A 25,801-nucleotide genomic window follows, 5' to 3' on the forward strand; every position below is an offset into this window, starting at 1 on the left:
GGCCGCTGTTCAGTCGAGCTGGTGTTCAGTTGGGTTGCATTGCGTCGGGAGCGGTACTGAGAGCGGCGATCGGGAGTTCCAGGCGTACTTCGGTTCCCTTGGCCGCCTGGCCCTTTCCGATCCGGATGCGGGCGCCGATGGATGCGGCACGTTCGACCATGCCGACGAGGCCGAAGTGTCCGGCGCGCCGGAGGTCGTCGAGCGTCGTGCCCGGGGGCAGGCCGCGCCCGTCGTCGTACACGCTGACGCGCAGGACATCGCCCTTCACGCCGGTCAGTACGACGAGATAGGTGGGTTGTGCATGGCGGTGGGCGTTCTCCATCGCCTCGGAGGCAACGGTGAGCAGCTGACGCGCGACGACCTGCGGGACATGCGGGATCGGTGCGTCATTGAGCAGTCGGAAGGTGGCTGTGAGTTCATGGCGCCGGGTGAAGTCCTCCGCGCGTGCCCGCAGTTCCCGTACGACGTCCACACCACCGTCGAGACCGGACTCACGGCGCAGGTCGGAGAGGAGCTCGCGGGACTCGGCGGCGGCACGGCGGGCAGCACGGGCAACCAGTTCGGCCTGGTGCTTGACGGCCAGCGGGTCCATCCGGTCCGACGAGGCTGCCAGGCCGTCGGCGGCCAGGGCGAGGCCGTGCAGGGTCTTGGCCACCGAATCGTGCATCTCCCGGGCCAGCCTGGTGCGTTCGCCCTCCACGGCCTCGTTGACGGCAAGGCGTGCCCTGGTCTCGGTGAGGGCCTGGCTGGCCGTCCCGAACCGGAGAAGCAGATTGCGCAGGGTGACACCGACAGCCCCGGCGATGATGCAGAAGCCGGGGAGGAGGACCGCCGTGGCGTCTGCGGGGTGCAGTTTGGGGTCGGTGTTGTACACACCCAGGACGATGACGACCTGAAGTGCGGCGAAGACCGCGGCGCCGCGCCAGCCGTAGACAAGCCCGGCCAGCAGCGGGGTGCACACGGTGACGTAGGCGAGGGTCGACTCGGGGCTGGCGGTGATCAGCAGCAAGGCGCCGAAGAAGGCGTCTATGCCGAGCAGCCAGGGATGGCGCAGGAGGACCGGGCCGAATCGCTCCCAGTCCCGGAACAGGACATAGCTGCCCATGAAGGTGATGAGAATGGCCGAGCCGATCAGCCAGGTGGCCGGTCCCCGTACGGTGTGGCCGATCGCGAACGGTGTGGCTATGGCGATCATCGCGAGCCGGAAGCCGAAGACCTGCCTGCACATCGCCTGGAGTGCGTTGAGCTGGATGGCGAACGCCGGGCGGGACCCGGGATCAGCGATCGCCTGGCGCACCTCCGCATTCAGTCCGGTGTGGATGCCGCCGAGCTGGAACGACATGAGCCTGTCACCTCCTTCTGATCGTCCTGCCCACCGCCCGCTTCGTTCACGTCATCCGCCCGTGAGGAAGCCGAAGTCGACGTTGGCCCCGTAGACGAAGCCGACGGTCAGCAGGACCAGGGTTCCGGGGAGGAGGAACGTGGTGACCGCGAAGGTCGCCTTGGGGACGGCCCTGGCCGCCTTCCGGCGGGCGTTCTGGGCGTCGGTACGTCGCATGTCGTTGGCGATCTGGATCAGCGTCTCGACGATCGGCGCACCGAGTTCCTCGCCCTGCTGGAGCGTGGTCACGAACATCGCCACCTGCTCCGAGTCATTGCGCTTGCGCAACTGCTCGAAGGCCTCGCGGCGGCTGACGCCCATGTCCATCTGGCGCAGGGTGATGCGCAGCTCGTCGGCCCAGGGGCCCTCGTACTTCTCGGCGACACGCCCCAGCGCCTGACGGAAGCCGAGGCCCGCCGAGACGACGACGGCCAGCACGTCGAGGAAGTCGGGGAGCGTCCGGTCGATGTGGTCACGGCGGACGCGTACGGCCGACCAGATGCCGACCTCGACCCAGAAGAGCCCGAAGGCGACCAGTATCAGAGCGAGGAAGATCTGGCCACGCATGAGCATCGTGAGAGCGCCGAGCGCGCCGAGGCCGCCGTAGACGGCGCGGCGGGCGGCGTAGCGGTCGATGGTCAGACCACCGGGGTTGCCCGCCATGTCGATCTGGCGGCGCTTCTTGTTGACGGCCTTGGGGCCCATCATCCGCAGGACCATGGGGGCCCAGCGCATGCCGAGGCGGTCGATGCCGGAACCGACCGCGCTGGTGCGGGTGGCGCCGACCTCCAGAGCGATGGCCAAGTCGCCAGGGAGCTTCGCGTCGCGCCGGTACATCCGGATGCCGGCGATGATTCCGTACACCGCGAGACCCATGACGCCTGCGAGCAGCAGGTCCATGTTCGCCCCGCCCATCAGACGTCGATCCGGGACAGGCGGCGGATCACGATGAATCCGACCGCGTACAGGGCGATGGAGATGACCACCGCGACCTGGCCGATGAACGCGCCGGTCATGCGGTCGAGCGCGCCGGGCATGACCGCGTTCATCAGGAGCATGGCGCCCAGGCCGAAGATGGGGACGGCATAGGCGGTGACGGTGACCTGGGAAAGCTGGGTCTTGACCTCGCGCCGGGTCTCCTTGCGCTCCTCCAGTGTCTCGGTGAGGTTGCGCAACGAGCTGACGACCGTACCGCCGGCCCGGTTGGACAGGACGAGCGTGGTGACGAGGACTACGAGTTCGCGGGAGGGCAGCCGGTCGGTCAGTTCGCTCATCGCGTCTTCGAGGGACTCACCGACGGCGAGGCGTCGGGAGACCCGGGCCAGCTCCTCGCCGGCAGGGTCCTCCATCTCATCGGCCGCCATGCCGATGGACGTGCGCAGCGCGAGTCCGGCCTGGGTGGCGTTGGCGAGGATGCGGGCGAGTTCGGGGAGCTGGTTGATGAAGCGTTCGGTGCGCTTGGTCCGCTGCCAGTTCAGGAAGGCATTGGTGCCCCAGAGGCCGATGAGCGCGGCAACCGGGCCGAAGAAGTTGGCGAGTATGGACGAGGCGATCATCCACAGGGCGGCCATCGAGAGAATCGCGTAGACGAAGAATTCGCCCGGGGTGATTTCGAGACCGGTGGCGGCCAGCTTCAGTTCGAGTTTCCGCCCCAGGCCGGTCTTGCGCAGCCTGCTGTCGAGTCCCCGGAAGCGGCGGTGGCGTCCGGTCTCCTGGACGTGGCCGGTGTGCGAGAGACGGTCCACCAGGGCGTCCCGGTCGGCCTTCCCGCCGGAGTAGGCGTGCAGGCCCGTGACGCCCGTGACGCCGCAGAGCAGCGTGACGCCGATGGTGAGCAGAGGGAGATTGGTCATGGCACGGTACCTAGTTGGCCTCTCGGGTGGCGAGCTGTTCGGCGGAATCGGCGACCCCGAAGGCCTGCGGGACGGGCTGGCTGGCCATGTAGAGACGCTCGGCGATCTTGCGCGGGATCGGGAGGTACTGGAACTCGCCGTTGATCCGCCCCTCGGCGTCCATCGGCTGGGCGTCGAACCGGGCGACGGTCACGATGCGGTAGGGATCGCGGCCGTGCGAGTCGAGGACGGCGATCTCGGTGATCTTGCGGGAGCCGTCGGCGTGCCGGGTGAGCTGGACGATGACGTCGACGGCGCTGTTGATCTGGTCGTGCAGTGCTTCGAACGGAATCTTGATCTCGGACATCGAGGCCAGAGTCTGCAGACGCATGAGCGCGTCCTCGGCGTTGTTGGCGTGGACGGTGGCGAGCGAGCCGTCGTGACCGGTCGACATCGCCTGGAGCATGTCGAGCGACTCACCACCACGGACCTCACCGACGACGATGCGGTCGGGTCGCATACGCAGGGAGTTGCGGACCAGGTCACGGATGGTGATCTGGCCCTTTCCCTCGACGTTCGCCGGCCGGGACTCCAACCGGATCACATGGCTCTGCTGGAGCTGGAGCTCGGCGGAGTCCTCGATGGTGACGATGCGCTCGCTGTCGGGGATGAGGCCGGAGAGCGCGTTGAGGAGCGTCGTCTTACCGGTACCGGTGGCGCCGGAGACGATGACGTTCAGCTTGGCCTGGACGAGTCCGGAAAGCAGGATCAGCATCTGCTCGTCGAGCGAGCCGACGTTGATCATTTCCTGGAGCGTGAAGGCCCTCGGGAACCGTCGGATGGTGAGCGTCGCACCGCTCAGCGACAGCGGCGGGATGATCACGTTGACACGCTCACCACTGGGTAGACGCGCGTCGACCATGGGGTTGGACTCGTCGACGCGGCGGTTGACCGTCGACACGATGCGTTCGATCGTCTGCATCAGTTGTTCGTGCGAACTGAAACGCATCGGAAGCTGCTCGACCTTGCCGCTGCGCTCGACGAAGATCTGGTCCGGCCCGTTCACCATGATTTCGGTGATGGACGCGTCTTCGAGGAGCGGTTCCAGAATGCCGAGACCGAGGGCCTCGTCGACGACCCGGCGGATCAGCTGGGTGCGTTCGACGGTCGAGAGGACCGGTCCTTCGCGGCTGATGATGTGGCTGAGCACGCGCTCCAGCCGCGCTCGCCGGTCTGCGGCGGCGAGCGAGGACATCTCGGCCAGGTCGATCTCTTCGAGCAGCTTGGCGCGGTAGGTGGCCACCATGTGGCTGTCCTCCCGCGCCCCGCCGTTCTTCTCGGGGGCGGTCATGCGTGCCCGCAGACTCATTGCGTAACTCCTCGTTCGGACGTGCTTGTTGAGCCGCTGGTGAGGCAGTGGTGCGGTGCGCCGCCAGGTCAGGTGCGGGGCATCGTGGAGCTTCGTACGGCCGTGCTCCAGATATGGACACCCGGGAGGATGTCGGGCACCTTGACGCGGGCGGTGCAGGTGACCTCTTCGGAAGAGGTGGACCGCTCGTTGATGCGGGCCCGCTTGGCGGTCCAGTCGCTCATCGCGTCCTTGCCCACCTGCTCGTCGCAGCCGCCCGTCGACATGCTGGCCATGCGGGCCGCCGCGCGGGCGCCGGTCCCCGCCTGGTTGGCGGCGTACGCGGCGAGGCCCGCCTGGATCGCGAGGAGACCGACCAGGAGCAGCAGGGGGAGGAAACCCAGATACTCGATGGCGACCTGACCGCGGTCGCGGCCGGCGGCGGTGGACGTGGTGGTGGTCGCGGCCGTCCGGCCGGGTGTGTGCGTGCGCCTGCTCATCGCTCAGCCCTCCAGCGGCGCGGCCGCATGGCCGGTGACCGGGTACTTCCAGTTGAGGATGCCGGGCACCAGAATCGGCACCTGCACCTTGACTTCGGCCGTGTACATGCCGGACCTGGAGCGGCACGTCGTCTTCTGCAGCGACTTCCGCCAGGCCTTCGGCAGATGCTTCTTCGCCGCGTCCCGGCACTCCGTGAACCGCAGGCCCTGCGCGACGGCTCCCTTGTGCGCCGCCTCGTCCGCCGCGTTCCCCGCGAGGGAGAAGGTGTAGCCGATCAGCGCGCACTGCCAGAGCGCGATCATCAGCAGGATGATCAGCGGTGTGACGCCCAGGAACTCGATCGCGGTCTGGCCGCGGTCCCGCTCGCGACCGAGCAGCCGACCGTTCAGTCGGCCGCGCATCCGGCCCCGCGCCGAGCCCCGGCCCGGGGCGGCGTCACCGTAACGCCTTCCCCGTATCTCCATGTCTGTCGTCTCGGTAAGTGCCATCGGTCAACTTGCCCCCTAGGTCGTCGCCCGGTTCCGGGAGTCGCCGTCGCGTCTGCCGATGCGCGGGCGCCCGATCGAGCCTCGGTCGTTCTTGAACTTCGCGCCGCTCTTCGCGCCGTTCTTTTCCGCCTTCTCAGGAACCTTGACGATGCCGAGCTCGCCCGCAAGGGCCCAGAGGGCCTGTTTGACGGTGCTCTTGGAGTCGAGTTCGTGCAGCCGGCCGGCGTCGACGACGGCCTGGAGTTCCTTGAAGTTCGCCGGAATCGCGGTGTTGGCCGTGCTGGTGCCGGTGATCTTCTCGATCAGCTGCGGTTGGATCTCGGTGTTGCGGATGAAGCGGTTGACGACGGTGACCGTCTCCTCCGCCTTGCGGATCTGGAGCCGGTCCCACATCCGTACGAGTCGCTTGGCGCCGCGCACCGCGATCACATCGGGTGTGGTGACCAGCAGCGCCGTGTCGGCCATCTCGATGGCTGCGGCGCTGGCGCCCTGGAGCTGGCTGCCACAGTCGATCACCACGACCTCGTAGCGCGAACGCAGGGCGCTGACGATCTGCCGGGCCGAGCGGTCGCTGACCTCCTCGGCGCTCTCGCCCTCACCAGGGGCCAGGAGCAGCGCAAGGCCGGTGCCATGGTTGAACACGGCGTCGGAGAGGACGCGCGGCGAGATGTCGGTGATCGTCGACAGGTCGACGATGGAGCGCCGGAACTGCACATCGAGGTACGAGCCGATGTCGCCGGCCTGGAGGTCCAGGTCGACCAGGGCGACGGAGCGCCCGGACGTCTGTGCCGCCAGGGCGAGTTGTACGGCGGTGACGGTGGCTCCGACGCCGCCCTTGGCGCCGCTGACCGTGACGACCGTTCCGCCGGGGCCGGTGAAGACATCGGCTCCGGCGCTCAGGTGGCGGCGGACGCCGACGGACCACTGGGCGGCGGACTGGACCCGGCTGGCCAGTTCCTCATAGCTCAGGGGCAGAGTGATGACACCTCGCGCGCCCGACTCCATGGCGGACGCGAACAGGCCGGGGGTGACGTCGGCGGTGATCAGCACGACCCCGATGGCGGGGAAGCGCAGGGAGACCTCCCGGATCAGTTCCAGTGCCGGCACCGGGCCGATCCGCTCGTGGACCAGCACGACCTCGGGCAGTTCGTCGAGCGACTCGCCCGCGAGCCGGGCGAGGGCGTCGATGAGCTGGGTCGAGTCGCCGACCGGGGCGGCCGGTTCCGCGTCGGGGAGCTGGCTGAGCAGGGTGGTGACGGATCTGGCCGCGTCGACGTCACCGACGGCCGGGAGGATCCTGGTGGTCATGCGATCCTCACTTGTCCTTGTCGAGCGTGTAGGTGCGGTCGCCCGGACGGATGGTGCTGTCGCTGCCGGAGGCCAGGAGCGCGAGGCGTACGTGCTCCGCGAAGGACTCGGCGTAGGCGATGCGCTGGGTGTCGAGCGTGTTGAGCGCGAAGGTGATCGGAACGGCCTCGGTGCCCATGTTGGACTTGCCGTCGCGGTTCGGTTCCAGAGCGGTCAGTTTGCCGACGTCCAGCACCTTGGCGTTGGAGACGATGACCTTCGACTGGGAGGGGTCGCCGTCGCGTTCACCGGCGAAGGTGGCGTAGATGTTGACCGTGGCACCGGGGGTGATCTTGCCCGCGACGCCGGTGGCGGCGTCGATCATGATGGCGATCTCCTGTTCCCCGGGCTGCAGTGAGGGGCGCTTCTGCATCATGTCGGACTGGAGCAGGGAGCCCTTGCGCAGCTGGGTGACGGCGATCTTGCCGCTCACCTCGGAGAGGTCGGTCACCGCGTTGGTGGAGAGCCAGCGCTTGGGCATCGAGATCTTCTCGAACTGCCCGGACGACAGGGCGGTGTAGGGCGCCACGTCGGACTTCAGCTGGTAGGCCGAGACTTCGGGCCCGACCTTGGTGTTGACGTCGCTGATCACCGAGAGCACGCCGGCGAAGGCGCCGAAGGCGCACAGAACCGACAGAAGCAGGAGTATCACGCCGCGGCGCTGGCGGGAGTTCATGGGCCGGACAACCTCGTTCGAATCGGATGCGTGGGGCAGCGGACAGGAGGGCGTCTACGGAGGAAAGCGGAAGCGCTAGGACTGCGGTGGTGCGGGCGCTCCCTGGCTGAGGACACCGGCGGTGTGCATTCGGTTCTCGGCCGCGGGGAGCGGGGAGGAGCAGAACCCGCAGCGGTCACCGATGAGTTCCATTCCGCACCAGTGGCAGTTCTCGCGACGTACGGAGGACACCAATTGGTACAGGACGGAGATGTCTGGCAGATAGGCGGCGAATTCCACCAGTTTCCCGGTTCCCCACCATGCGGGGGAACCGGAGGGAAGCGCGGCCTCGTGAATGGACTGGACCTGCCACGCGGGCGCGAGGGTCTGCTTCACCCACTCGGACTGCGACTGCCCTTTGGCGGTCAGCAGATGGGTGGCGAATTCCGGGCCGGTCGGTGGGTCCGCCTTCGGGCCGACCTTGACGAGCTGCGGGTCCGGCCCCGCGACCACGGCGAACTGCGAGCCCGGCACCCAGGACTTGGCGTGTGTCCTGAGGTCGACCGGCACCCGGTCGAACTTGGTGACGGAGTTCAGCAGGGCGCCCGCGTGGATGTAGTGGGACAGCAGCCGGGCGGCGGAGGCGACCACTCCGGGGCTGAAGTCACAGATGGACAACTGGCGCAGCTGCCGCACGAGTACGGCGACGCCCAAGGGGGGGAGGTCCACCTTGAGCAGCGCGATGCGGTCGCTCTCCAGAACGGAGCGCACGGAGTAGAGCCGGCGCTCGTGGGCGGGCGCGATGCCGGTCGGGTAGACGGCGACGACGTAGCCGTGCTGTTCGAGCAACACGTGCATGTCACCGATGGCCATCTCCAGCGCCTGGGCGTCGGGAGCCTGCAGCAGGGCAGCCGTCGGTGTCTGCTGGTCGGTCGGAGGTAGTACCAAATCAGCACTGGTCACTGCTATTGCGGTCGGCACGCTGTTCCCCGTTTCGGCTCCGGCCAAACGCCGGTCATGACGTAGGCCGCAATCGCTCCTGCTCCGCGGTTCTGCTTCAGCACTTTATCCACGTCCCACCTGGCAGAGAACACTTTTCGGAGGCCAGTACGACAACTCCTGCGGGACAGCGGGGCCGCACCCCAGTGCTAAAACGGATCAAATCGAGAATCGTTAACTCCTGTACCACTGCGGAGTGTTACGAATCCATCTTCCGATTACCTGCGGCCCGGAATTCGTCTCCGCACGTCAGACGGACACGGGACCTGCCGCGCGACGCCCCGGAGGGGGCCGGGTCGTCACTGTGCGGACATCTGGGCCACGTCACACGTACAGGGGCGCACGAGGTCAACAAAACGTCAATTCATTCGCCGTTCACGGCGGTTCCGGAACCCCTGCGGGACCGAGCGCGGGCGGGTGACGGAACTGTCCGCGAGCGGCCGGCCGAGGGCTGCCGTCACGGCTGTCATTGCCAGAGGTCTTGACAACTTGATTGGTCTGGACCAGTTTATCGGCCAGCGGTGGCCACCGTCGTTCACGTCCACTTCCCCGTCATCCCCGTGTCGCTCCCCGGACAGCCCCGGCACGCCGGTCGACCCCGCCGGCTCGCCCCGAGGTATCCCGCACGGTTCCCAACTCCCCCACGGAGGCAGCAAAGTGGAATCTTCCCCCGCCAGCGGCCACAGAGCCCGCAGGCGCCACACCCGGCCGCTGCTCGGCGGTGCCATGGCCGTCCTCGCGGCCGGCGCGCTCACCGCCACCGGTCTCGTCGGCAACGCCCAGGCCGCCGACGTCAACGTCGCCAAGAACGCCGGCTTCGAGTCGGGGCTCGCCAACTGGACCTGTTCCGGCGGCAGCGGCACCACCGTCTCCTCCCCCGTGCACAGCGGCACCGCCGCCCTCAAGGCCACCCCGGCCGGCCAGGACAACGCGAAGTGCACCCAGACCGTGGCCGTGAAGCCCGACTCGACGTACACGCTCAGCTCCTGGGTGCAGGGGGGATACGCGTACCTCGGCGCGAGCGGCACCGGCACCACCGACGTGTCGACCTGGTCCCCCGGCTCCAGCAGCTGGACCCAGCTCACCACGAGCTTCAAGACCGGCCCGAGCACCACCTCGGTCACGGTGTACACGCACGGCTGGTACGGGCAGGCCGCCTACTACGCGGACGACATCTCGGTCAGCGGCCCCGACGGGGGCGGCGGCACCGACCCCACGCCCGAGATCCCCGCCGCGCCCGCCGGACTCGCGGTCGGCGCGACCACGTCCTCCTCCGTCTCCCTGTCCTGGAACGCGGTATCCGGCGCGACCGGCTACACCGTCTACAAGAACGGGGCGAAGGCCACCACGTCCACCGGGACCTCCGCCACGATCACGGGCCTGAGCGCCGACACGGCGTACCAGTTCGCGGTCACCGCCACCAACGCGGCCGGTGAGTCCGTCAAGTCCGCCACGGTCAGCGGCCGTACGGCCCAGTCGGGCGGCGGCAACCCCAACCCGGGCACCTCGGTGCCCAAGCACGCGGTGACCGGCTACTGGCAGAACTTCAACAACGGCGCGACCGTGCAGAAGCTCAGCGACGTACCGGCGAACTACGACATCATCGCGGTCTCCTTCGCCGACGCCACGACCACGCCGGGTGCCGTCACCTTCAACCTGGACACGGCGGGCCTGAACGGCTACACCGTCGACCAGTTCAAGGCCGACATCAAGGCGAAGCAGGCGGCCGGGAAGAACGTCATCATCTCGGTCGGCGGCGAGAAGGGGGCCGTCGCGGTCAACAGCGACGCCTCCGCCACGAACTTCGCCAACTCCGTCTACTCGCTCATCCAGGAGTACGGCTTCAACGGCGTCGACATCGACCTGGAGAACGGGCTCAACTCCACCTACATGACGAAGGCGCTGCGCTCACTGTCGCAGAAGGCGGGCTCCGGCCTCGTCATCACGATGGCCCCGCAGACCATCGACATGCAGTCCACCGCGGGTGAGTACTTCAAGACGGCGCTCGACATCAAGGACATCCTGACCGTCGTCAACATGCAGTACTACAACAGCGGTTCGATGCTCGGTTGCGACGGCAAGGTCTACTCGCAGGGTTCGGTGGACTTCCTCACCGCGCTCGCCTGCATCCAGCTGGAGGGCGGCCTCGACCCCTCGCAGGTCGGTCTCGGTGTCCCCGCCTCCACCAGCGGCGCGGGCAGCGGCTACGTGGCTCCGTCGGTCGTGAACGCGGCCCTGGACTGCCTGGCCTCCGGCACCGACTGCGGCACCTTCAAGCCCTCGAAGACGTACCCGGGCCTGCGCGGCGCGATGACCTGGTCGACCAACTGGGACGCCAAGTCGGGCAACGCCTGGTCGAACGCGGTGGCCCCGCACGTGCACGGCCTGCCGTAACGACCTGATCCACTCTCTATCGTGCACCAGGTCGTAACCACCGGCCGGCATCAGTGACCAGCAGCGCCGCCGCTCCCCCGGCGGCGCTGCTGCGTGCGAGCGGCTCCCACCCGGGTCGGTGCATCGCCCGCGCCGTCCACGTCCTCGACGGAACTTGGAAATGATCACCACCCCGTCCCGGGGGACCTGCACCGTCACGGCGCCGACCTCCGCCATGACCTTCTCGGCCCCGTAGCCGTTGCGCATGTTGCCTTCCGAACGCGATCCACGCCCACCGGCCCGGCCGGCCTCGGTGGTCAGGTCCTCGTTCATCTCGGCCGCCGGCGCGGCCTGCATCGGGCGCTGAGCCGGCTCGGCAGCAGCCCGCCCTCGCCCATCAGCCTCGGCCCCTGCCCACGGACCCTCTCTGCCGCGAGCACATCCTCCGACAGCTCACGGGATCAGTGCCGGCTCTCCAGCAGGTCCTTGAACTTCTCCAGGTCGGTCCGGACCGTGTTCTCGATCGCGTGGACCTGGGCGAATCCCTTCGGGCCGCCGAAGGTCGCCCGCACGGTGTCCGGGTCGTACTCCAGCCGGACTTGCAGCTGGGTGTGCTTGTCGTCCAACGGGTTCACCGCGAAGGCGGCTTTCAGCTCCGGGCTGTCCACCGTCCAGTCCATCACCTGAGCCTTGCCCTGATCGGTGATACGAGTCTCGAAAGTCTGCTCGTCGCCCCCGATCCGGACGTCGAGATGGGCTCGGCTACTGCCGTGCGCAGCGGCGCTCTTCACGCCCTCCACGAACATCGGGTACTCATCGATGCGGTGCAGCTGCGCCCAGACCTCCTGCGCCGGGACATCGACGTCGACCTGCTCTTCGAGCCTGCTCATCAGGAACCTCGCTTCCCGGCCCGGCCGCCCGGGCCATCGGTACTTCCAGCGTGCTCTGCTGCCCGCCCCCCGGCCACCCAGCCGGTTCTGGCTCACGTGATCCGGTCAAGCTCCGTGAGTGCGGTGGCGTACAGCGGGACGGGTCACCAGGCAGGTGATCGACGGGATTCCGCCCCGGGTGCGGACCGGCGTTCAGTGGCGTGACCTGCCCTCTTGCCGCTGGACAGGCCCTGGATCACCAGGCTCAGCAGCGCCGCCACCGCGAATCCCGCCACCGACAGCACCGTCTCCAGGACGGTCCAGGACTTCAGGGTGTCGCGTTCGGAGATGCCGAAGTACTTCGACACCATCCAGAAGCCGCCGTCGTTGACGTGCGAGGCGAAGATCGAGCCGGCCGAGATCGCCATGATGATCAGGGCCAGATGCGCCTGCGACAGGTCCTGGCCCTCGACCAGGGGGACGACGATGCCCGCGGTGGTGTCGATCGCGACCGTCGCCAAGCCCTGGGCGACCCGCAGCACCACGGAGATCAGCCAGGCGAGCAGGCGTCGACCATGTCCTGCGGGACATCGACGGAGATCCGCTTGCCGATCCAGGCGGCGTAGCCCCAGGCGGCGAGCACGGACGGGATGCCGACGACGGCGCCCATCAGGATGACCCAGCCGAGCGAGACATGGAAGAGTCCGGCGGCGGCGACCGGGCCGGGGCGCGGCGGCAGGAAGGCGTGGGTCATCGAGAGGCCCGCGAGCAGCGGCATCGCGTAGAGCAGGATCGACTTGCCGCGGAGGGTCCCCCCTGTTTCGAGCGGAGCCGAGAGCTTGGGGGCGCTTGGCGCGGCGTACACGCTCGGCCGGTTGCGGAGCGGCGGCGAGCAGCATGGGCAACTCCGTCGCCGGAGAGGGATTTTGGGTAGGGGGGAGCGCGGCACGGCGCTCCAGTGGTGCTGGGCGCCGTGCCGTGCGCGGTGATGCGGTGGAGCAGGTGCGGCAAGTGGATCAGCTGGTTCAGCCGAGGACCGCGAGCGCGTCGATCTCGATGAGCAGGCCCTTGGGGAGGCCGACGTAGACCGTCGTACGGGCGGCGGGGGCCGCCTTGAGGTTCTGCTCGGCGAAGTAGCTGTTGTAGATCTCGTTCATCTCGGCGAAGTGGTCGACGTCCGTGAGGTAGACGCGCATCATCATCACGTCGTCCCAGCTCGCGCCGCCCTCCTCCAGGATCGCCTTGACGTTGGCGAAGGTCTGGAGGGTCTGCTCGCGCAGCGTCGGACCGGCGGGGGTGGGGGCCTGGCCCTCCACGGCGGGGAGGAAGCCGACCTGGCCGGCGACCTGGAGGATGTTCCCCTTCCTCACCCCGTGCGAGAACTTCGCGGGCGGCGTGGTGTGGGTGCTCGGGGTGAGGGCGATCTTCTCGGTCATGGCTGTTCAGGCTTTCTTGGGTTGGTTGGTGCCGGAGTACTCCCGGCTGATGGTGTCGGCGGTGCGGCGCACCAGGGGGAGCAGGGTGAGGAGTTCCTCGGCCGTGACGACGACATTGGGCGCGGACACCGACATCGCGGCGACGACCCGCCCGTCGGCGCCCCGGATGGGGGCGCCGACGCAGTTGATGGACTCCTCGTGGCCACCGAGGTCGGTGGCCCAGCCCTGTTCGCGGACGACGGCGAGCTCCTTGAGGAAGGCACCGGCATTAGGGATCGAACGGGATGTGTACATGGGGTAGTCGAGCTTCTCGGCGATGGCGCGGCGTTCGGGCTCGGTGAGGTCGGCGAGGAGCAGCTTGGCCACGGCGGCGACGGTGATCGCGACGGGCTTCCCGATCCGCGAGTACATCCGGACCGGGTAGCGGCTCTCGACCTTGTCGATGTAGAGGACCTCGTGCTCCTCGTACACCGCGAGGTGCACGGTGTGGCCGCAGCTCTCGTTGAGTTCGACGAGGTGGGGGTGGGCGATCTCCCGTACGTCGAGGTTCTCGACGGCCTCCTGCGCGAGCGCGAAGAGGCGGGCGCCGAGGCGGTAGCGCTGGTCCTGCTGGCGGTAGACGAGTCCGTGCTCGTGGAGCGTGCGGAGCAGGCGCAGCGCGGTGGACTTGTGGACGCCGAGCCGCTCGGCGACCTGTCCGAGGTCGGCGGGTCCCTGGGCGAGCAGCGGCAGGATGCTCAGCGCCCGGTCGACGGTCTGACTCATGCGCGTGCCTCGCTGTTCCCGTCCCGGCCCTCGCCCGGGTCGCCCCTCTTGTCCGTTCGCTCTCCGCGCCCGCTCACGTCGTACGTACCTCCTGGTCGTGCCCCGTCCACCCGGGGCCGAGACGAAGTCTCCCCCAGGCGTCGTCGTCCAGTGCGGCAAGGGCGTCGGCGTGCGCGCGGGCCGGAGGCCCGGTGAGGTCGCCGGGGACGGTGAGCACGGCGGCGGCCATGAGATGGCCGTGCCGGATGCGGTCGCGTACGGGGAGGGCGCGCAGGGTGGCGGAGAGGAACCCGGCGGCGAAGGCGTCGCCCGCGCCGACGGGGGCGACGACGTCGACACGGAGGGCGGGGACGGTGGTGACGGTGTCCGCCCCGTCGGTCCCGTCCGCCCCGTCGGTCCCGTCCACCGCGTCGGTCCCGTCGGCCCGCGAGAACACCCTCGCCCCCGCGCCGCCCCGCTTCACGACCAGCACCGCCGGTTCGGGCAGCGCCGCGCGGATCGCCTCCGCGCCGCGCACCTGCCACGCCTCCTCCGCCTCGTCCTCACCGACGAAGACCAGGTCGCAGCGGCGGGCCAGGTCCAGGAGGACGCCGGGGGCGGCGTCGGCGTCGCGCCACAGACCGGGGCGGTGGTTGACGTCGAAGGAGATCAGCGGGCGGTCGGGCCGGGGCGCCGTCAGGTCGTGGAGCAGGGCCAGGCAGTCGGCGGAGAGCGCCGCCGTGATGCCGGACAGGTGCAGGACGCGGGCGGCGGGCAGCGCCTCGTACGGGACGTTGTCCGGGGACATCGCGGAGGCGGCGGACCCGGCCCGGTAGTACGCGACCTCGTGCACCTCGGTGGCCCGGTCCGTCGCCGTACGGAAGTAGATCCCGGTGGGACGGTCCGGATCGCGCCGCACGGCGGAGGTGTCGACGCCGTACCCGGCGATCGCCTCCACGAGGTGGTCCCCGAATCCGTCGGCGCCGACCCGGCTGACCCAGGCCGTCCGGTGCCCGGCCGCGGCGAGCGCGCAGGCGACATTGGACTCGGCGCCGCCGATGCCGCGGCCGAAGGAGGGTACGTCGGCGAGGCGTCCGGGCTGCGACGGCAGGAACGTCACCATGGACTCGCCGAGGCACACGACCTCGGCGGCCGTGGCGGTCTCGGCGGTCCTGGCCGGGGTTCCGGACACTCGGGGCTCCTCGCGGGGTAGGTGGCTTCGGTGATGCGGGCAGCGGTTCTGGGAGCGGTGGAGCCGGCTCTCGGCATTGACCCGGCGTCGGCTCGGATGTTAGACAGCGTCAAGCGATATACGCAATGGGTGTTGCATATACTGCAACGATTACTTCGATCGAGGAGGCCCCCTTGGCCGCCGACCGTCCTGTGGCCGGACTTGCCGACGAGCTGGTCGACCATCGCTTCAAGGCGCTCCCTCCCGACGCGGAGGGTCTGACCGTGGGCGCCCTCGCCGCCGAGCGGCGCAGTCTCTTCACGGGCGGCTTCACCACCCCGGTGCTGGCGCTGTCCGCCGAGTCGGTCGAGCACAACCTCGCGCTCCTGGAGACGTACGCACAGCGCCACGGGCTCGCCTTCGCCCCGCACGGCAAGACCTCCATGTCGCCGCAGCTCTTCGACCGCCAGCTGGCGCACGGCGCCTGGGGCATCACCGCCGCCGTGCCGCACCAGGCGCGGGTCTACCGGGCGTACGGGATCCGGCGGATCTTCCTCGCCAACGAGCTCGTCGACGCGGCGGCCCTGCGCTGGCTCGCCGGCGAGCTGGACGCCGACCCGGAGTTCCGCTTCATCTGTTACGTCGACTCGGTGCGCGGCGTGGAGCTGATGGACGAGGCGCTGCGGGCGGCGGGCGCCTCCCGGCCCGTCGACGTCGTCGTGGAGCTGGGCGCGGGCGAGGGCGCCCGCACCGGCGTCCGGACCGAGGCCGAATGCGCGGCGGTCGCCGACGCCGTGGCCGCCACCGGGACCCTGCGTCTGGTGGGCGTGGCCGGCTACGAGGGCGAGGTGCCGGACGCGTCCGGCGAGCGGGTACGGGAGTGGCTGCGGCGGCTCGTCGCGCTGGCCGTCGACCTCGACCGGGCGGGCCGGTTCGCGGCGACAGCGGCCGAGGGCATCGTAATCAGCGCGGGCGGCAGCGCGTGGTTCGACGCGGTGGCGGACGTGTTCGCGGACATCCCGGACCTCTCCGCCCCGGTGCTCAAGCTGCTGCGTTCGGGGGCGTACGTCTCGCACGACGACGGCCACTACCGCCACCTCACCCCGTTCAACCGCGTCCCGGAGGAGGGGGCGCTCCAGCCCGCCTTCCGGCTCTGGGCGCAGGTCGTCTCCCGGCCCTGTGCCGAGCAGGCGTTCCTCAACGCGGGCAAGCGGGACGCGGCGTACGACCTCGACCTCCCGCAGGCACAGGTCGTCCGGTCCGGCCGCGACGGCACGGTCCGGCCCGCGACGGGGGTCACGGTCAGCGGTCTGTCGGACCAGCACACCTGGCTGCGCACGGAGCCGGACGCGGAGCTGGAAGTGGGCGACTGGGTGGGGATGGGCCTGTCGCATCCGTGCACGAGCTTCGACAAGTGGCAGCTGATTCCGCTGGTGGAGGCGGACGGCACGGTCACGGACTACATCCGCACCTTCTTCTGACCGTCTTCCCGGGTCCGGGGCTCAGAGGCCGCCCGACAGGCTCTCAGGCCCCGGACCCGGACCCGAGCCCCTCGAATGCCGTAGGGGCCCGATCCCGGTGAAAGGCGGCCCTCCGCATGGACCTGGTCATCCGCAACGCCCGCGTCGTCGACGGCACCGGCGCACCCGCCCGCCGTGCCGACGTGGCCGTCGACGGCGGCCGGATCGCCGAGATCCACCCCGAACACGCGCCCGGCCCGCGCCCCACCGCCCGCCGCACCCTCGACGCCGACGGGCTCGCTCTCTCCCCCGGCTTCGTCGACATGCACGCGCACAGCGACCTCGCGCTGCTCCGCGACCCGGACCACAGCGCCAAGGCCGCGCAGGGCGTCACGCTCGAAGTCCTCGGCCAGGACGGTCTGTCGTACGCCCCGGTCGACGACCGGACGCTCGCCGAGGTACGCAGGGCGATCACCGGCTGGAACGGCGGTGCGCCCGAGGACACGGATCTCGACTTCGACTGGCGCACGGTCGGCGCGTACCTGGACCGCCTGGACCGCAACTTCGACGGCCGGGGCATCGCGGTCAACGCCGCCTACCTCATCCCGCAGGGCACGGTCCGGATGTACGCGATGGGCTGGGAGGACCGGCCGGCCACCGAAGCCGAACTGACCCGGATGAAGGAACTCGTCGCCCAGGGCATGGCGGACGGCGCGGTCGGCATGTCCTCCGGCCTCACGTACACCCCCGGCATGTACGCGGACGACGCCGAACTCACCGAACTGTGCCGGGTGGTGGCCGGCCACGGCGGCTACTACTGCCCGCACCACCGCTCGTACGGGGCGGGGGCGCTCGACGCGTACGCGGAGATGGTGCGGCTCACCCGGAACGCGGGCTGCGCCCTCCATCTCGCCCACGCCACCATGAACTTCGGCGTGAACGAGGGCAGGGCGCCGGACCTCCTCGCCCTTCTCGACGACGCCCTCGACGCGGGCGCGGACATCTCCCTGGACACCTACCCGTACACCCCCGGCTGCACGACCCTCGTCGCGATGCTGCCGAGCTGGGCGAGCGAGGGCGGGCCCGAGGCCGTCCTCGCCCGGCTCGCGGACGACGCGACGGCGGAGCGGATCCGGCACCACCTGGAGGTGCTGGGCTCGGACGGCTGCCACGGCGTGCCGATCGAGTGGGACACGATCGAGATCTCGGGCGTCAGCATGCCCGGCCTCGCCGACCAGGTCGGCCGCACGGTGGCGGAGTCCGCCCGGCTGCGGGGCGAGGCGCCCTGGGTGACCGCGCGCCGGCTGCTCATCGACGACCGGCTCGGCTCGACGATCCTCCAGCACGTGGGCCACGAGGAGAACGTCCGGCAGATCATGCGCCACCGGGCGCACACCGGCGGCAGCGACGGCATCCTCCAGGGCGACAAGCCGCATCCGCGCGCGTACGGCACGTTTCCACAGTATCTCGGCCGGTACGTGCGGGAGTTGGGCATCCTGTCCCTGGAGGAGTGCGTCGCCCACCTCACCTCCCGCCCGGCGAAGCGGCTGCGCCTGGCCGACCGGGGGTACGTGCGCGAGGGCTACCGCGCCGACCTGGTCCTCTTCGACCCGGAGACGGTGGCGGCCGGCTCGACGTTCGAACAACCGCGTACGTCGCCCGTCGGCATCCCGCACGTGCTGATCGACGGCCGCTTCGTCATCGAGAACGGCCGCCGGACGCAGGTCCTGGCGGGCCGGGCCGTACGGGGAGCAGGCCGCACTCGCTGATCCGGGCCGTACGGGGAGCAGGCCGCACTCGCTGATCCGGGCCGGTCCGGACGAGCGGTTCGACGACCCTTAGGCCGGGTCCCGGCCCTCCGCCGCCCGCTCCTTCGCCCAGGCCAGGTCCTCCTCGGTCGGGGCGTCGTCCTGAGTGAGGCGCTCCCGCCAGTAGCCGCTGAACTCCACGGCCCTCTTGGGCAGTTCGCGCTCCTCGACCAGGTGACGGCGCAGGGCCCGTACCGCCCCGGCCTCACCGGCCAGCCATGCCGCGCCGGATCCGGCGGGCAGCACGGCGCCCCTCACCGCGTCCACCAGCGTCTCTCCCCGGTCCCGGTGCACCCAGTGGACGGTCACCTCGCCGGACGACGCGAGCACCTGCTCCTCCGCCTCGTCGGCGACCTCGACGTAGACCACCGCCCGCGCCCCGGCCGGGAGGAATTCCAGGAGCGTCCCGATCGCCGGGAGCGCCGTCTCGTCCCCGGCCAGCAGCAGCCAGTCGGCGGCGGGCAGCGGCCGGGCGTACGCCGACGACGGACCGACCATGCCGAGGACGTCCCCGGGGCGCGCGTCCCGGCCCCAGCGGGCGGCGGGTCCGCCGTCCCCGTGGAGCACGAAGTCGACGGTCATCAGGCCACGCCGGCGGTCGAACGCGCGGACGGTGAAGCTCCGCATCAGCGGACGCTCCGGTTCGGGGATCGCGAGGTACGCCTCGTACCACCGCATGCCGTAGGTGTCGTCGGCGTCCGGCTCCGGAAGGCGGGGCACCCCCTGCCCCTCCCTCGGGAAGCAGAGCTTCATCTGCTGGTCGGGCCGGTCCTCCAGGAGTTCCTCCAGCGCGTCCCCGGCGAAGACGACGCGTGCCGCCCTCGGGGTGATCCACTCCACCTCCACGACCCGTACGTACGACACGGGCAAGGCCTGACCCATCGCGGACCCACTCTCTGCGACTGATACTTTACGGCATAATCAATTGCCTGGGTGAAATTACTTTATGGCGTAAGGAGTCGCAAGTGGTGGTCTTTGCCGGACAGGGCGATGCCCGCCGTTCGATGCTCTTGCTGTGGCGCGCCGAACAGCCGGCGCGAGCACGCCGCGGCCCCGCGCCGGGCCCCAGGCCGGGGCTGAGCGTCGACGCGATCGTGACCACCGCGATCGCCGTCGCCGACGAGGAGGGCATGGCCGCGCTCTCGATGCGCGCGGTGGGCGAGCGGCTCGGGCGTACCGCGATGGCGCTCTACACGTACGTCCCCGGCAAGAGCGAGCTGCTGGACCTGATGTATGACGCGGTCCACACCGAACTGCCCACGGAGTACACCGATGTCGGCGACTGGCGTGCGGCGCTGACCGATTGGGCGCACGACACGCTCGCGTTCCACCTCCGCCACCCCTGGGTGCTCCAGGTCTCCCAGGCCCGCCCGGTCCTCGGTCCGCACGAGTACGCCGCCCTGGACACTCTCGTACGCCTCCTGAACGGCACCGGGCTCGACGCTCCGCTCCAGCGGCGGCTGGTCGGCACGCTGTCCCACTTCCTCCGCGGCTGCGCCGGGACGGTCGCCGAGGCGCGGCAGGCTGCGGCGGTGACGGGCGAGACGGACGAGGAGTGGTGGTTCGCCCGCTCGGCCCTGCTGGGCGAGGTGGCACCCGACTTCGCGGACCGTTACCCGGCCCTGAGCGCCATGGAGCGGGCGTCCGCCCCGCAGCCGCCCTCGGCCGCTCCCGGTGACGAGGCGATGCCGTACCTGGAACACGAGGCGCGGGAGATGTTCACCGTCGGACTCGGCGTGCTGCTCGACGGGATCGATGCGGCGATCCGCCGCGCCGCCGGCCGGTGAGCCGGTGCGGGCCGCACGGCAGCACGCGTGCGGCCCACCGGCCGCCGATGGACCCACCTGCGGTACCAGCGGGCCCGGCCGGCCCCTGAACCGGGCCGCGCCGAGTGGCGGCGGGCCGCGCCGAGTGCTGCGGGAGAATCCGGGCGCGATCCGTCAGCGACGCCCGCGGGCGTTGAGCCGGGCGGCCTGGCGTGTCAGGTGGTCGCGCTCGGCGAGGTTGGATGCCTTCCGGGCCGCCTCGGCGTACAGCCGTGCCGCCGTCGCCAGGTCGCCGTCGCGCTCGTGGAGGTACGCCGCCACCGCGGCGTGGCGGGGCACTGAGTCGTTCAGCGCCGCGAGCGCCGCCAGGCCGGCGCGCGGTCCGTCGGCCTCGCCGACGGCCACCGCGCGGTTGAGCCGGACGACCGGGCTGTCGGTCAGGCGCGCGAGCTCGTCGTACCACTCGACGATCTGCACCCAGTCGGTCTCCTTCGCGGTGGGCGCGTCTGCGTGGAGTGCCGCGATGGCGGCCTGGGCCTGAAACTCGCCCAGCCGGTCGCGGGCGAGGGCCGCCTGCAGGATCTCGACGCCCTCGGCGATCGACCCGGTGTCCCACCGGCCGCGGTCCTGCTCGGCGAGCGGCACCAGGCTGCCGTCGGGCGCGGTCCGGGCGGCGCGCCGGGCGTGGTGGAGCAGCATGAGGGCCAGCAACCCCGCCACCTCGGGATGGTCGACCGCGGCCGCGAGCTGCCGGGTGAGCCGGATCGCCTCGGCGGCGAGGTCGATGTCGCCGGAGTAGCCCTCGTTGAAGACCAGGTAGAGAACGCGCAGCACGGTGGCGACGTCGCCGGGCCGGTCGAGCCTTCCCCTGGCTCTCGGCTTCGTTCGAGCAGGGGATACCCCAGGGCCGGAGACGGTGCGCTTGGCCCGGCTGATGCGCTGCGCCATGCCCGCCTCGGGCACCAGATAGGCCCGGGCGATCTGGCGGGTGGTCAGTCCGCCGACGGCGCGCAGCGTGAGCGCGACCGCGGAGGACGGGGTCAGCGACGGGTGGGCGCACAGGAAGTAGAGCTGGAGCGTGTCGTCCACCGCGGGCACCGGACCCGGCGCCGGCTCCTCGTCGACGAGGTCCTCTCGCCGGCGGCGGGCGGCGTCCGCCCGGGTCGCGTCGAGGAACCGGCGCCAGGCCACGGTGACCAGCCACCCCTTCGGGTCCCGCGGGGGGTCGGCCGGCCAGACGCGGACCGCCTCGACCAGCGCGTCCTGCACGGCGTCCTCGGCCGCCGCGAAGTCGGCTCCGCGGCGGACGAGGATCCCGAGCACGCTCGGCGTGAGGCTCCGGAGCAGGGCCTCGTTCATCTGGGAGGTCACTCCGTGATGGTGGGCGGCGCGGCCAGGAACGGTCGCACCTCAAGCCACTCGTGGATCGGCTTCCCGCCCGCCCCGGGTGCGGCCGACAGTTCCCCGGCCAGTTCGACGGCGCGCTCATAGCTGTCGACGTCGATCACCATCCAGCCGGCGATGAGGTCCTTGGTCTCGGCGAACGGGCCGTCGGTGACCGGCGGGCGCCCCTCGCCGTCGTACCGGACCCACATCCCCTCGGGGGCGAGCGCCTGACCGTCGACGAACTCACCGGTCTTCTCAAGCCGGTCCGCGAAGTCCTGCATGTACTGCATGTGCGCCGAGATCTCCTCCGGCGTCCACTGATCCATGCACACGTCGTTGACCGGAGCCGGGGCGCCGCGGTAGTGCTTGAGCAGCAAGTACTTGGCCATCGTGTTTCTCCTCGGTGCCGGTGCGACCCATTCTGGTCGCGTTCATAGCAGGGACGGAGCCGGTCACGCGTTCTCGACATCGCCGTCGAAATTCTTTTGGCTCTCGCGGATGAGCCCGGGTGAGCCGTCTCGCGGTGTCCGGGTGAGCCGTCTCGCGGCGTCCGGGGCCATGGAGCGGCGCGAGACCCGTTTTCGCTCCGATTTCTCGGCGACGGAAGAAATCCATGTTTCTCTTCGGCGCCGCGGAGAGGCCACGGAAGAGCCCGCCGGAATCCGGCGGGCTCTTCCGTGCACGGTGCGAACCGATGATCCGCGGTGCGGCGGGCCACCGTCATCGATGCCCGAACGGCGGCGACGGCGGCGACGGCGGAGTCACACACTCACGGCTTGGGCAGGGCACACCCCGGCCGGCTGAGGTCGAACTTGTTGCCGGTGCCGATGCACGGCACGATGCCGTAGGTCTCCTGGGCGTAGTTGATGCCCTGGCGCACCGTCACATTGCCGCTCTCGTCGACCTCGCACGGATTGTTGTCCGTGCACCGCTGGCCGTCCTCGTTGCCGGTGTTGTTGACGGCGACGACCTTGCCGGTCGCGTTGTCGATCACCGGGGAGCCGGACGTGCCGCCGATGGTCTGGCAGGCGGAGGTGTAGCGGAGCGAGTCCTTCCAGGTCCAGGCGCCTTCCTTGAGACGGTAGACGAATCCGTCCACGTTGCAGGCGTACGTGCGCTTCCAGTAGCCGGAGACGACGGTGATCGCGGTGCCCTGGACGGGGTGCGCGGTGTTCAGCTCCAGCGCCTTGATGCCGTAGCTGCTCTCGATCTGCGCGTAGGTGCGGGTGAGTTGGTACACCGATATGTCGGTGTCGGTCATCGTCCCGTACGCGATCTTGCTCGCCCGCAGGGTGCCGACACCGCTGCCGGCGGCGTTCAGCAGGGTGAAGCTACGGGTGGACGGCTGGTCGAACACCACCTCGCCCGGTCCCGGGAACCCCGACTCCATGCAGTGCCCGTTGGAGAGCACGAGCGCGGGGTCGTCGGGCTGGGAGTCGGGCGTACGGACGACCGAGCCGGAACAGTTGCTGAGCGCGACGGTCCCGGCGAAGTTGACCGCCTTCGGCTTGATCTGTTCCTTGGGCTGGATCTGTGCCTTGACCGTGCCGGTCGCTGCCGCGTCGTGGCTGGTGGCCGCGGTCGCGGGTGCGATTCCCGCCCCGAGGAGCAGAACGGTGAAAAGCGCGCCGACGAGAGGCTTCTTCATGTGGGGGTCCCCTCCAGTGACCTCTGCAGGGCCCGAACGGTCCCTGCGACCGAAGTTCCTTCGGTTTTGACATGCGCATGTTGGCGTACGCGAGGGGCCCCCACAAGGGGCGGTTTCCAGCCGCCCGGCCTCGGATCACCCGGTACCGGACCGTCCGGTACCGGGCCGTCCGGTCTCAGACCTTGGTGCGCTCACCGGGATCCAGAGTTCCGCTTCGGCCTCTCCGGAGTCCTGCGACAGCCTGGCGCGCAGGATCTCGGGGCCGGGCCTGCTCCGGTACGGATCCGTGCCCGGATCGGTCGAATCGGCCGGGCGGTGCGGTGGGGCGCCGAAGCGGGCCAGGCAGTGCCAGACCCGCTTGAGCGACTGCGCGTCGTACCGGCCGTCGCGGACGGCGTCGCCGACGATGCGCGGGTCGAGCACACCGTCCTGCGCGAGCTCGGCGCCGAGCTCGACGATCTCCGCGCCCCGGTAGCCGGGACGGCGCCGCAACTGCTCGACGGTCAGCCGGAATCCCGGGTGCCACTCCGTGCGGCAGCGGAGCCGACGGGCAGCCTCCTCGACCGGTGTGGACCGGTAGCAGGGGTCCAGTACCAGGGCGTCGACGTGGCGGTCGAGGACGACCGGGCCATGGATCTGCGCCTCGATGTAGTCGTCGAGCGCGTCCCGGTCGTCGGCCTCGGCCAGTTCGATGAGGTGCGTACCGGAGGCGACACCGAAGTCCGTCGGCCCGACAGCACTGTCCGGGTAGCAGAACGTGGCCCGAGGCAGGGCGTCCGCGGCCAGCCGGAAGTACGAGGAACCGAACCTCGGCGCCGCGCCGACGGCTATGTGACGGAAATTCAACGCGCCGTACACCGGCCGCTGTTCGGCGGGCGCGTCGTCATACGCGCCGCCGAAGATCCGGCTCTCCCAGCGCCACCGGTCGCCACCCGGGTGCGCGGTCAGGCCGCCGTTGCCGGTGCCGGTGACGAACTGCGACCGGTAGACACCGTCCTCGGCCAGCCGGTCCAGGATCGGCCGGCCGCCCACCAGCCGGTCGGGGTGGAAGTTCAGCGTGAGGGACAGGCCGGGGTCGAGCGGCCGGCCCGCGGACCGGGACGCGACATGGCTCAGGGCCCGCGCCTGCGGCGACGGGGAAGGAACTGCGGTCACCGGCGCAGTGTGCCGGAGCACGGTCCACCGCCGCACCCGGATTGCGATCGGCCGACGGCGAACGCCCACCGCGACGTCCTGGCCGTACCGGCCGGCACCTCCTACGTCGGCGAGGACGCCGGATACGCCGCCCTGCACGACGTGGCGCTGCTGAGTGCGATGCACGGGATGTTCGCCGGGGTCTCCCACGCCTTCGCCCTGATCCGCAAGGAGAACATCGCCCCGGCGACTCTCGCCCCGCTGCTGGCCGACTGGCTCGTCGCCATGACGCCCTCCGTGCACGCGTCCGCCGCCCAGCCGGCCGACGGAGACTATGCACGGGGGGTTGTTTCCAACCTCGCCATGCAGGTCGCGGGCAGTGCGACGCTGCTGCGCACGGCGGAGGAACAGGGTGTCAGCAGCGAGCTGCTGACCCCGTATCTGGCCCTGATGAAACGCCTTCTCGCGGACGGGCGGGGCAACGAGAGCACAACGGGCGTGGTGGACCTGCTGGTCCGCTGACGCACTCGTTTGCGTACGGTCGGCGCATGACATCCGACCATGCGGCCGACCAGGGCCGACGCCCCGGCCCCGGCCTCGATCTCGACGCCTATCTCGCCCGCATCGGCTGGACCGGGGAACGCCGGCCGACCGCGGAGGTGCTGCGCTCCGTGCACCGTGCCCACGCGCTGGGCATCCCGTTCGAGAATCTGGACCCGGTCCTGGGCAGCGCGCCCTCGCTCGCGCTCGCGGACCTGGAGGCGAAGCTCGTACGCGGCGGGCGCGGTGGGTACTGCTACGAGCAGAACACGCTGCTGGCCGCCGCGCTGTCCGCGCTCGGGTTCGAGATCACCCTGCTCTGCGCACGGGTGGTGCTGGGCGCCGGGCCCGGGGACGTACGGCCGCGGACCCACATGCTGATGCTGGCACGGGTGCCCGGCGGGCCGACCCCGTATCTGGCCGATGTCGGCTTCGGCGCCACCGGCTCGCTGCTGGAGCCGATCCCGCTGGTCGCGGACGCGGAGCTGCACGACGCCCCGCGCCGCCACCGGCTCGTGAACACCCCGCACGACGGGCCGCTGGAGCAGTGGGAGCTCCAGGCGCTCACCGCCGACGGGGGGTGGGAGGCGCAGTACGCCTTCACGCTGGAGCCCTTCGAGGCTCCGGACTACGAGGTCATCAACTGGCACATGGCGACCAACCCGCGTTCCCCGTTCCGGCACCAGGTGTACGTCCGGCGCACCACCCCGGACGCGCATCTGTCCCTGACCGGCCGCACCCTCACGGTCACGGCGCACGACGGCACCCGCGAGGAACGGCGGCCGGCAACCGACGACGAGGTGCTCCACGTGCTGGCGGCCGACTTCGGCATCGACCTGCCCCCGGGCACACGACTGCCGGAGTGACGACACGGGGCGCACGACCGCCCGAGTGACGCGAGGAGCCGAGAGCGTG

23 protein-coding genes and 2 pseudogenes are annotated in these 25,801 nt (G+C 70.4%); 6 read left to right on the plus strand and 19 right to left on the minus strand.

Going from position 1 to position 25,801, the window contains the following annotated elements; translation table 11 throughout:
- Positions 1–25 precede the first annotated feature (25 nt).
- From ABZ826_RS05775 to ABZ826_RS05815, 9 genes are all read right to left on the minus strand, one after another.
- On the minus strand, positions 26–1,342 hold the full coding sequence (locus tag ABZ826_RS05775) for a histidine kinase (RefSeq protein ID WP_361442722.1): 1,317 nt from the start codon (positions 1,340–1,342) through the stop codon (positions 26–28).
- Between the two features lie 51 nt (positions 1,343–1,393).
- The gene (locus ABZ826_RS05780) at positions 1,394–2,281 is read right to left on the minus strand and encodes a DUF5936 domain-containing protein (protein ID WP_361443143.1); all 888 of its coding nucleotides are present in this window, start codon (positions 2,279–2,281) and stop codon (positions 1,394–1,396) included.
- A 14-nt stretch (positions 2,282–2,295) separates the two neighbouring features.
- Entirely contained in the window at positions 2,296–3,234 is a 939-nt protein-coding gene (locus ABZ826_RS05785) for a type II secretion system F family protein (protein WP_361442725.1), read from the minus strand.
- Between the two features lie 10 nt (positions 3,235–3,244).
- Positions 3,245–4,582, minus strand: a complete 1,338-nt coding sequence (locus tag ABZ826_RS05790) for a CpaF family protein (protein ID WP_361442728.1) — start codon at positions 4,580–4,582, stop codon at positions 3,245–3,247.
- A gap of 68 nt (positions 4,583–4,650) precedes the next feature.
- On the minus strand, positions 4,651–5,061 hold the full coding sequence (locus ABZ826_RS05795; protein WP_361442731.1) for a TadE/TadG family type IV pilus assembly protein: 411 nt from the start codon (positions 5,059–5,061) through the stop codon (positions 4,651–4,653).
- Between the two features lie 3 nt (positions 5,062–5,064).
- Complete coding sequence (locus ABZ826_RS05800; RefSeq protein ID WP_361442734.1) at positions 5,065–5,550, minus strand: TadE family protein; 486 nt, start codon at positions 5,548–5,550, stop codon at positions 5,065–5,067.
- Positions 5,551–5,565: 15 nt separating this feature from the next.
- A complete protein-coding gene (locus ABZ826_RS05805; RefSeq protein ID WP_361442737.1) occupies positions 5,566–6,858 on the minus strand; it encodes an AAA family ATPase in 1,293 nt (430 codons plus the stop codon).
- Between the two features lie 7 nt (positions 6,859–6,865).
- The gene (gene cpaB / locus ABZ826_RS05810; protein WP_361442740.1) at positions 6,866–7,573 is read right to left on the minus strand and encodes a Flp pilus assembly protein CpaB; all 708 of its coding nucleotides are present in this window, start codon (positions 7,571–7,573) and stop codon (positions 6,866–6,868) included.
- A gap of 75 nt (positions 7,574–7,648) precedes the next feature.
- A complete protein-coding gene (locus tag ABZ826_RS05815) occupies positions 7,649–8,515 on the minus strand; it encodes a hypothetical protein (protein ID WP_361442743.1) in 867 nt (288 codons plus the stop codon).
- Between the two features lie 762 nt (positions 8,516–9,277).
- On the opposite strand from ABZ826_RS05815, the gene ABZ826_RS05820 reads away from it, so the two are divergent.
- Entirely contained in the window at positions 9,278–10,945 is a 1,668-nt protein-coding gene (locus tag ABZ826_RS05820) for a glycoside hydrolase family 18 protein (RefSeq protein WP_361443146.1), read from the plus strand.
- Positions 10,946–11,385: 440 nt separating this feature from the next.
- Here the strand turns inward: ABZ826_RS05820 and ABZ826_RS05825 are convergent, their stop codons facing one another.
- The 5 genes and pseudogenes from ABZ826_RS05825 to ABZ826_RS05845 all read right to left on the minus strand — a co-directional run bounded on the left by ABZ826_RS05825 (position 11,386) and on the right by ABZ826_RS05845 (position 15,165).
- On the minus strand, positions 11,386–11,814 hold the full coding sequence (locus ABZ826_RS05825) for an SRPBCC family protein (RefSeq protein ID WP_361442746.1): 429 nt from the start codon (positions 11,812–11,814) through the stop codon (positions 11,386–11,388).
- Between the two features lie 233 nt (positions 11,815–12,047).
- A pseudogene (locus ABZ826_RS05830) lies at positions 12,048–12,595 on the minus strand (hypothetical protein); the annotation flags it as partial.
- A 223-nt stretch (positions 12,596–12,818) separates the two neighbouring features.
- Entirely contained in the window at positions 12,819–13,229 is a 411-nt protein-coding gene (locus tag ABZ826_RS05835; RefSeq protein ID WP_361442749.1) for a RidA family protein, read from the minus strand.
- 6 nt (positions 13,230–13,235) lie between these two features.
- Positions 13,236–13,994, minus strand: a complete 759-nt coding sequence (locus tag ABZ826_RS05840) for an IclR family transcriptional regulator (protein ID WP_361442752.1) — start codon at positions 13,992–13,994, stop codon at positions 13,236–13,238.
- A gap of 73 nt (positions 13,995–14,067) precedes the next feature.
- On the minus strand, positions 14,068–15,165 hold the full coding sequence (locus ABZ826_RS05845; RefSeq protein WP_361442755.1) for a sugar kinase: 1,098 nt from the start codon (positions 15,163–15,165) through the stop codon (positions 14,068–14,070).
- 125 nt (positions 15,166–15,290) lie between these two features.
- Here ABZ826_RS05845 and ABZ826_RS05850 point away from each other — a divergent pair, with 125 nt between their 5' ends.
- Positions 15,291–16,625 carry an alanine racemase gene (locus ABZ826_RS05850; protein ID WP_361442758.1) on the plus strand — a complete coding sequence of 445 codons (1,335 nt, stop codon included), beginning with the start codon at positions 15,291–15,293 and terminating at the stop codon, positions 16,623–16,625.
- A 116-nt stretch (positions 16,626–16,741) separates the two neighbouring features.
- The gene (locus ABZ826_RS05855; RefSeq protein ID WP_361442761.1) at positions 16,742–18,373 is read left to right on the plus strand and encodes a D-aminoacylase; all 1,632 of its coding nucleotides are present in this window, start codon (positions 16,742–16,744) and stop codon (positions 18,371–18,373) included.
- Between the two features lie 69 nt (positions 18,374–18,442).
- Here ABZ826_RS05855 and ABZ826_RS05860 read toward each other — a convergent pair whose 3' ends face one another.
- The gene (locus tag ABZ826_RS05860; RefSeq protein WP_361442764.1) at positions 18,443–19,294 is read right to left on the minus strand and encodes a siderophore-interacting protein; all 852 of its coding nucleotides are present in this window, start codon (positions 19,292–19,294) and stop codon (positions 18,443–18,445) included.
- Positions 19,295–19,377: 83 nt separating this feature from the next.
- Here ABZ826_RS05860 and ABZ826_RS05865 point away from each other — a divergent pair, with 83 nt between their 5' ends.
- Positions 19,378–20,199: a TetR/AcrR family transcriptional regulator gene (locus ABZ826_RS05865; protein WP_361442767.1), complete on the plus strand. Its 822-nt coding sequence runs from the start codon at positions 19,378–19,380 to the stop codon at positions 20,197–20,199.
- A 153-nt stretch (positions 20,200–20,352) separates the two neighbouring features.
- On the opposite strand, the gene ABZ826_RS05870 is transcribed toward ABZ826_RS05865, so the two are convergent.
- The 4 genes from ABZ826_RS05870 to ABZ826_RS05885 all read right to left on the minus strand — a co-directional run bounded on the left by ABZ826_RS05870 (position 20,353) and on the right by ABZ826_RS05885 (position 24,367).
- Positions 20,353–21,537 (minus strand): DUF6596 domain-containing protein, encoded by a 1,185-nt coding sequence (locus tag ABZ826_RS05870; protein ID WP_361443149.1) that lies wholly within the window; start codon positions 21,535–21,537, stop codon positions 20,353–20,355.
- Between the two features lie 8 nt (positions 21,538–21,545).
- Positions 21,546–21,953: a YciI family protein gene (locus ABZ826_RS05875; protein WP_361442770.1), complete on the minus strand. Its 408-nt coding sequence runs from the start codon at positions 21,951–21,953 to the stop codon at positions 21,546–21,548.
- 380 nt (positions 21,954–22,333) lie between these two features.
- Entirely contained in the window at positions 22,334–23,212 is an 879-nt protein-coding gene (locus tag ABZ826_RS05880) for a serine protease (RefSeq protein ID WP_361442772.1), read from the minus strand.
- 135 nt (positions 23,213–23,347) lie between these two features.
- Complete coding sequence (locus ABZ826_RS05885) at positions 23,348–24,367, minus strand: DUF3626 domain-containing protein (protein ID WP_361442775.1); 1,020 nt, start codon at positions 24,365–24,367, stop codon at positions 23,348–23,350.
- 66 nt (positions 24,368–24,433) lie between these two features.
- On the opposite strand from ABZ826_RS05885, the pseudogene ABZ826_RS05890 reads away from it, so the two are divergent.
- Both ABZ826_RS05890 and ABZ826_RS05895 read left to right on the plus strand, forming a co-directional pair.
- Positions 24,434–24,868, plus strand: a pseudogene (locus tag ABZ826_RS05890) (NAD(P)-dependent oxidoreductase); the annotation flags it as partial.
- A gap of 26 nt (positions 24,869–24,894) precedes the next feature.
- On the plus strand, positions 24,895–25,752 hold the full coding sequence (locus ABZ826_RS05895) for an arylamine N-acetyltransferase (protein ID WP_361442777.1): 858 nt from the start codon (positions 24,895–24,897) through the stop codon (positions 25,750–25,752).
- Positions 25,753–25,801 lie beyond the last annotated feature (49 nt).

It is taken from the genome of Streptomyces sp. NPDC047515 (assembly GCF_040643055.1).
Taxonomy (GTDB): domain Bacteria; phylum Actinomycetota; class Actinomycetes; order Streptomycetales; family Streptomycetaceae; genus Streptomyces.

Bases quoted from the DNA above. Each gene is read 5' to 3' on its own strand.
- ABZ826_RS05775 (WP_361442722.1), bottom strand. From the start codon at position 1,342: ATGTCGTTCCAGCTCGGCGGCATCCACACCGGACTGAATGCGGAGGTG.
- ABZ826_RS05780 (WP_361443143.1), bottom strand. From the start codon at position 2,281: ATGGACCTGCTGCTCGCAGGCGTCATGGGTCTCGCGGTGTACGGAATC.
- ABZ826_RS05785 (WP_361442725.1), bottom strand. From the start codon at position 3,234: ATGACCAATCTCCCTCTGCTCACCATCGGCGTCACGCTGCTCTGCGGC.
- ABZ826_RS05790 (WP_361442728.1), bottom strand. From the start codon at position 4,582: ATGAGTCTGCGGGCACGCATGACCGCCCCCGAGAAGAACGGCGGGGCG.
- ABZ826_RS05795 (WP_361442731.1), bottom strand. From the start codon at position 5,061: ATGAGCAGGCGCACGCACACACCCGGCCGGACGGCCGCGACCACCACC.
- ABZ826_RS05800 (WP_361442734.1), bottom strand. From the start codon at position 5,550: ATGGCACTTACCGAGACGACAGACATGGAGATACGGGGAAGGCGTTAC.
- ABZ826_RS05805 (WP_361442737.1), bottom strand. From the start codon at position 6,858: ATGACCACCAGGATCCTCCCGGCCGTCGGTGACGTCGACGCGGCCAGA.
- cpaB (WP_361442740.1), bottom strand. From the start codon at position 7,573: ATGAACTCCCGCCAGCGCCGCGGCGTGATACTCCTGCTTCTGTCGGTT.
- ABZ826_RS05820 (WP_361443146.1), top strand. From the start codon at position 9,278: ATGGCCGTCCTCGCGGCCGGCGCGCTCACCGCCACCGGTCTCGTCGGC.
- ABZ826_RS05825 (WP_361442746.1), bottom strand. From the start codon at position 11,814: ATGAGCAGGCTCGAAGAGCAGGTCGACGTCGATGTCCCGGCGCAGGAG.
- ABZ826_RS05835 (WP_361442749.1), bottom strand. From the start codon at position 13,229: ATGACCGAGAAGATCGCCCTCACCCCGAGCACCCACACCACGCCGCCC.
- ABZ826_RS05840 (WP_361442752.1), bottom strand. From the start codon at position 13,994: ATGAGTCAGACCGTCGACCGGGCGCTGAGCATCCTGCCGCTGCTCGCC.
- ABZ826_RS05850 (WP_361442758.1), top strand. From the start codon at position 15,291: ATGGGTGTTGCATATACTGCAACGATTACTTCGATCGAGGAGGCCCCC.
- ABZ826_RS05855 (WP_361442761.1), top strand. From the start codon at position 16,742: ATGGACCTGGTCATCCGCAACGCCCGCGTCGTCGACGGCACCGGCGCA.
- ABZ826_RS05860 (WP_361442764.1), bottom strand. From the start codon at position 19,294: ATGGGTCAGGCCTTGCCCGTGTCGTACGTACGGGTCGTGGAGGTGGAG.
- ABZ826_RS05870 (WP_361443149.1), bottom strand. From the start codon at position 21,537: ATGAACGAGGCCCTGCTCCGGAGCCTCACGCCGAGCGTGCTCGGGATC.
- ABZ826_RS05875 (WP_361442770.1), bottom strand. From the start codon at position 21,953: ATGGCCAAGTACTTGCTGCTCAAGCACTACCGCGGCGCCCCGGCTCCG.
- ABZ826_RS05880 (WP_361442772.1), bottom strand. From the start codon at position 23,212: ATGAAGAAGCCTCTCGTCGGCGCGCTTTTCACCGTTCTGCTCCTCGGG.
- ABZ826_RS05895 (WP_361442777.1), top strand. From the start codon at position 24,895: ATGACATCCGACCATGCGGCCGACCAGGGCCGACGCCCCGGCCCCGGC.